The sequence below is a fragment of the Streptomyces sp. NPDC050388 genome, assembly GCF_040655635.1.
Classification (GTDB): domain Bacteria; phylum Actinomycetota; class Actinomycetes; order Streptomycetales; family Streptomycetaceae; genus Streptomyces.
Map to the genome: position 1 here is coordinate 1 of NZ_JBFAKH010000204.1, position 4,191 is coordinate 4,191.

Annotated in this window: 6 protein-coding genes and 1 pseudogene; 2 read left to right on the plus strand and 5 right to left on the minus strand. The window is 72.6% G+C overall.

Annotated elements, in window-relative coordinates; translation table 11 throughout:
• Positions 1–276: hypothetical protein (locus AB0I73_RS40530; protein WP_363045392.1), on the minus strand; the 276-nt coding region annotated here is incomplete at its 3' end.
• A complete protein-coding gene (locus AB0I73_RS40535) occupies positions 273–770 on the minus strand; it encodes a carboxymuconolactone decarboxylase family protein (protein WP_363045397.1) in 498 nt (165 codons plus the stop codon). The genes AB0I73_RS40530 and AB0I73_RS40535, both read right to left, overlap by 4 nt.
• Positions 771–985: 215 nt before the next feature.
• Between AB0I73_RS40535 and AB0I73_RS40540 the strand changes: the two are divergent.
• Together AB0I73_RS40540 and AB0I73_RS40545 are read left to right on the plus strand one after the other, a co-directional pair.
• Positions 986–1,376 (plus strand): annotated as a pseudogene (locus tag AB0I73_RS40540) (maleylpyruvate isomerase N-terminal domain-containing protein); the annotation flags it as partial.
• Between the two features lie 214 nt (positions 1,377–1,590).
• The gene (locus AB0I73_RS40545) at positions 1,591–1,794 is read left to right on the plus strand and encodes a hypothetical protein (protein WP_363045393.1); all 204 of its coding nucleotides are present in this window, start codon (positions 1,591–1,593) and stop codon (positions 1,792–1,794) included.
• A 161-nt stretch (positions 1,795–1,955) separates the two neighbouring features.
• Here AB0I73_RS40545 and AB0I73_RS40550 read toward each other — a convergent pair whose 3' ends face one another.
• From AB0I73_RS40550 to AB0I73_RS40560, 3 genes are all read right to left on the minus strand, one after another.
• Positions 1,956–2,174, minus strand: a complete 219-nt coding sequence (locus AB0I73_RS40550) for a hypothetical protein (protein WP_363045394.1) — start codon at positions 2,172–2,174, stop codon at positions 1,956–1,958.
• Positions 2,175–2,461: 287 nt separating this feature from the next.
• The gene (locus tag AB0I73_RS40555) at positions 2,462–3,043 is read right to left on the minus strand and encodes a cadmium resistance transporter (RefSeq protein WP_363045395.1); all 582 of its coding nucleotides are present in this window, start codon (positions 3,041–3,043) and stop codon (positions 2,462–2,464) included.
• 831 nt (positions 3,044–3,874) lie between these two features.
• Positions 3,875–4,191 (minus strand): hypothetical protein (locus tag AB0I73_RS40560; protein ID WP_363045396.1); only part of this gene is annotated, 317 nt, incomplete at its 5' end.

Here is a 4,191-nt window from a genome sequence, read left to right on the forward strand (position 1 = left end):
ACGAGGTCCGCCATACGCCTCGGGGTCCTGGGCGGTGGTCTTGCGGACGCAGGGACGGAACGGCAGAACCGCCGGATCCCGGATGCGGGCATCCTCCGGCTCGGCGGCGACCGGTTGCCGGACCGGGCCACAGCCGGAGAACTCCGGGAGAGGCTCGGTGTGCGGGAAGGCGTTCTTCCGGCCGGTGATCCTGTGGGCGGAGAAACCCACCGGGGTCTGCTCGTCGTGGATCTCGTAGCGGCGCTGCTCAAGGTTGTCGCGGACGGTGGTGGTCATGCGGGACCCTCCTGCGGGCTTTCGGGGCGGACCACAGGCGGTGCGGCGACCGCCCGGCTCGGCACGGTATGACGGCTGACGACCGGCACGCGGCTGATGGCATGGATGGTGAGGACGGCCCAAGCCACGGCCGAAGTCTGCTCGGATATCAGATGCCGGACGCTTCGGCGTGGTCCTGGTCCTGGATACGGGGTCGGGAAGACGGTGAGGGATGCGGTCAGGACCACAGCAGCGCGTTCGTCCGGGGCGAACAGGCCGGTATCACCACAGGCGGACAGAACGGCGATGCGCTGAAGGGGCTCTTTGCCCCTGACCGCGGCGCGCACGTGAACGTCCGGACAGGAGGCACAGCCATCGATCTGTGACGCGCGGATGCCGACCAGTTCGGTCAGGGGCCGGTTCGAGCCTGCGTCGCGTGCGGCCCCGCGGACGGCCCTGGCGACCTCGGTCCGGGCACGGCGGCTCCAGACGGCCGGTCCCGGCCCGGCCGGCAGGGACGTCGGCGATGCTGACCGGTCCGCTCATCTCAAACGACCTTTCCTTGCATACCCACCGGATACCTCGGGATCTGTGCCCGTTCTACCGGTTCTCTCACCTGTGCCGGGCGTCTCGTCCTTCTCGGACCTCGTTCCGCTGCCCGGTCCTGACAGCACAGCCACTGCCCTCGGCGCGGTGACGCCCATCGCCGAACGAGACGGCGGCTCCCCCCTCGTGGACAGCCTTACGCACGGCGGTCGCCGAGCTCGCGGACGAGGACTTCGCACGGTCGTCCGGCTGTACCTGCTGGCTCGTGCGGGACCTGGTGTGTCACCTGATCATCGACGCACAAGATGCTCTGATCACTCTCGTGACGCCCGCCGAGACGGAACCGACTTGAGACGCGGTGACCTACTGGGGCGCCGCCGAAATGCCGCTGACCCGCTCGACGCACTGGTCGTCCGGCTGGCCGCCGCGTACGAGGAGCCGAACTCGCCGACCCGGGCCTCCGGGCCGGCACCCGCGACGAGGTCCTCACCGCGTACGTCCTGGAGTGGACGCTGCACCACCTCGACCTGGTCGCGCACCTCCCGGGCACGGCGGGACCGCCCGCGGAGGGTGTGGGGCTCGTAACGTCATCGCTGCAGGCGGGAGCCCGCGTGCACGGCCCCTCGGCGGTGGCCGGAACGCCGCACCAGTGAGCATCTTGCTGCCGTACCGGGCTCCCGGGCGGTGCGTCCGTGTCCGCGGTTCCGACCGGCCGGGCCGGCGCGGTGTCTTCCCGGTCACGCCGGGGACACCGCCGTCGGCACCGAGGCGGGGACCTTACGGGCCGAGTTGGAGCGGTTGCGCCAGGACCACGCCTTGGCGCTGGCCGACGAACAGCACGCCCGCCAGCTCGTCGAGGTCGAGGCCCGGCACCTCCAGGCGCGCCTGGACGAGCGCGTCGTCTACATCGAGGGTCTGCAGCGTGCGCTGGCGGCCCTGACTTCGGGCGTCGGCCCGGCGCGGCCATCCCCTCAGCCCGCACCGCCGTTCTAGCCCTTCGTCGTCCCCTGCACCCATGTGGGGGCCGGGGAAGAGCGTGTACGGCGCCGCCTGGGGCAGGCGGCGCCGCTGGTGGCCGCATGGGGACTGACGCCGCACGGGCTGCGGCACGTTGCGCGGGTTCGGGTGATGCGCGTCGGCGGGGCCGCCGCGCATCACCCGGCCGCTGGAGCGCCTGGAACGCGGGGAGGGGAGGGGCCGGTGCCCAGGGTGCGGCGTCCGGCCGGATGTGGGGGCGTGGGCACCGGCTCCGTGGCGGCCGGGACGGTGGCGGAGAGGCGTTCGGCGGCGAGCGGGGCGCGTGGCGCGGGCGGCAGTTCCGCTTCGGTGGTGGTGCGGGTCGGTCCGGTGCCCAGCGGGCGGCGGTCGGCCATGCCGGATTCTTGCCCGGCGCGCGTTGTTCTTCCTCACCGGTATCGTCTTGGGCGGCGGGCCCCGAGGTGCGCGTGTCGGGTGCGTCTGGGCGGCGGCGTTGCCCGGCCCGGAGCAGGGCGCCGGGCCCGGCGAAACCGGGCCGGTGCCGGCCGAAGGGGTCTTTGAGGGGAGTGGTCGGTGCCGGTCGGGCCGGTGGCGAGACCTTGACCGCGCAGGTCAGGCGCCGGTGTCCTGTGACAGCGGAGGTTGAGCCGGTGCCGTCGAGGTTTGAGCGGCCGACGTCGGCTCAGAGCCCGAAGGCGCCCCCCTCGACGAGGAGGAACAAGCCGAGCGCGATGAGGACCACCGGGAGCAGGAGGTCGCCCCAGCGGCCGAAGGCCTGGGCGACGGTCGGGCGGGTGGCGAGGAACCGGCCCGCACAGCACCACACCGCGAGCAGGGCGAGGAAGACGACGGCGTAGGCGCTCACGGCGCCGGGGCCGGCGGTGGCGAAGACGGGCGCATAGGCGCCGAGGTTGTCGCCGCCGTTGGCGACGGTGAGGAGTACGACCTCCGGCAGGTTCGGGCCGGCCCCCTGCCCCGCGCCGTCGGCATCGTCCCGGTGGTTCCTCCACGTCTGCCGGGCCGTCCTGAGGCCGAGGGCGAGCGGCAGGAGGCCGAGGTAGGCGATGACCGCCGCGGGCAGGAGGGTCCCGCTGAGCGCGGCGGCGAGGATGGCGGCGAACCCGAGGTACTGGCCGAGCACGATGCGGCGGGTCGAGCCGCGGTGTTTGGCGCCCTGAGCGAAGAGCACGGACAAAAGCAGGAGGTCGTCGAGGTTGGTGACGGCGAACAGACCCACCGCCTGCCCGAGGAGGCCCAGGTGCACGTGACCAGCTCGCTCTGCTCGTACCGCAACGACGCGGTGACCCTACGGGGAACAGCACGCCACACCGTGAAAGCCGCGAGGAACGTCGCGCTCAAGGTTCGCTGTCACAAGCCCGCGGTCGGCCACACTCCCCGGCAAGCACGCAGGGTCCACTGTCACGGGACAGCCGGGCCAGTGCCGGACGGGCGACCCTGACGCACGTCGTAGGGCAACCCCGGTCCGAAACTACGACGGCGACCGGGACCAGGCGGCGGGTGCCGAAGGCCGGCGGTTCCTCGAGGCGGACTGCCGCAGAGGGCGCTGTGGGAAGCAGTCGGTGTGGCCGGCGCCCTTGACCAGCGCGCTGACCTGTGTCCCTTCCTCACGTCCGTGCACGGTTGAGGCGCCTTGGAGAGCGCCCTGCCGGCTGGTTCCCGGCTGCTGTCGCCGCGTCGCTGACGGGCGCCGGTCGAAGACGCGTCGGCCCCTGCCGCGCTGCCGTCGAGACCCGGGGGGTGCCGTGCCGGTCGTCCTGACCGCCCCCAGCGGCGCCTGGGCCAGGTTGCTCACCGGCACCTCGCTTTCCCAGGCGATCATCCCTTGACCACCGCCGCTTTCCCGGGCCCGGACCCCTTGACCGCCCGTGTGAACGCAGACTGTCCCGCCTACGCCTCGGGCCAGGATCCAGTGGCGATGGTGTCAGTGATGGCCTGTGACAACGTGACTGTGAGGATGATCGGGTGCCGCTCCGGGCGGTGGCTTGACTCGCAACGTGACTGGCCGTGTGCCTTGGCATTGATCTGTCGGCTACCTGCTCGGTGCGGTGCGTGCTGCCGCCGGGCAGGGGGCGTGTCATGCCATCGCTGGCTGCGCGGGCCCCCCGGGCTCTGTCCGCTCGGTGGCGACCTGCCGGCCCTGGTCGCGTGCGGCGCGGTTCCGCCCGATGCGCTGGTGTTCGGCGCGCTGGCGTGCCGCCTGTTCACGGGTGATCACTTCGGTGGCGGCGCCGACCGCGACCGCGACCGGCCAGCCGATGGCTCCGGCGACGGTCATGCCGCCGAGGACGCCGTAGAAGGCCAGCTTGCGGGGCGAGGGGAGCAGGGATGTGGCCGTGGACGCGGGCGCGGTCTTGCGGGGTTTGGAGAACATGTCCCCCGGGGTCACGTAGG

What these genes read in the sequence shown, in the direction of transcription:
- AB0I73_RS40550 (WP_363045394.1), bottom strand. Translation starts at nt 2,174, where the DNA reads ATGGCCGACCGCCGCCCGCTGGGCACCGGACCGACCCGCACCACCACC.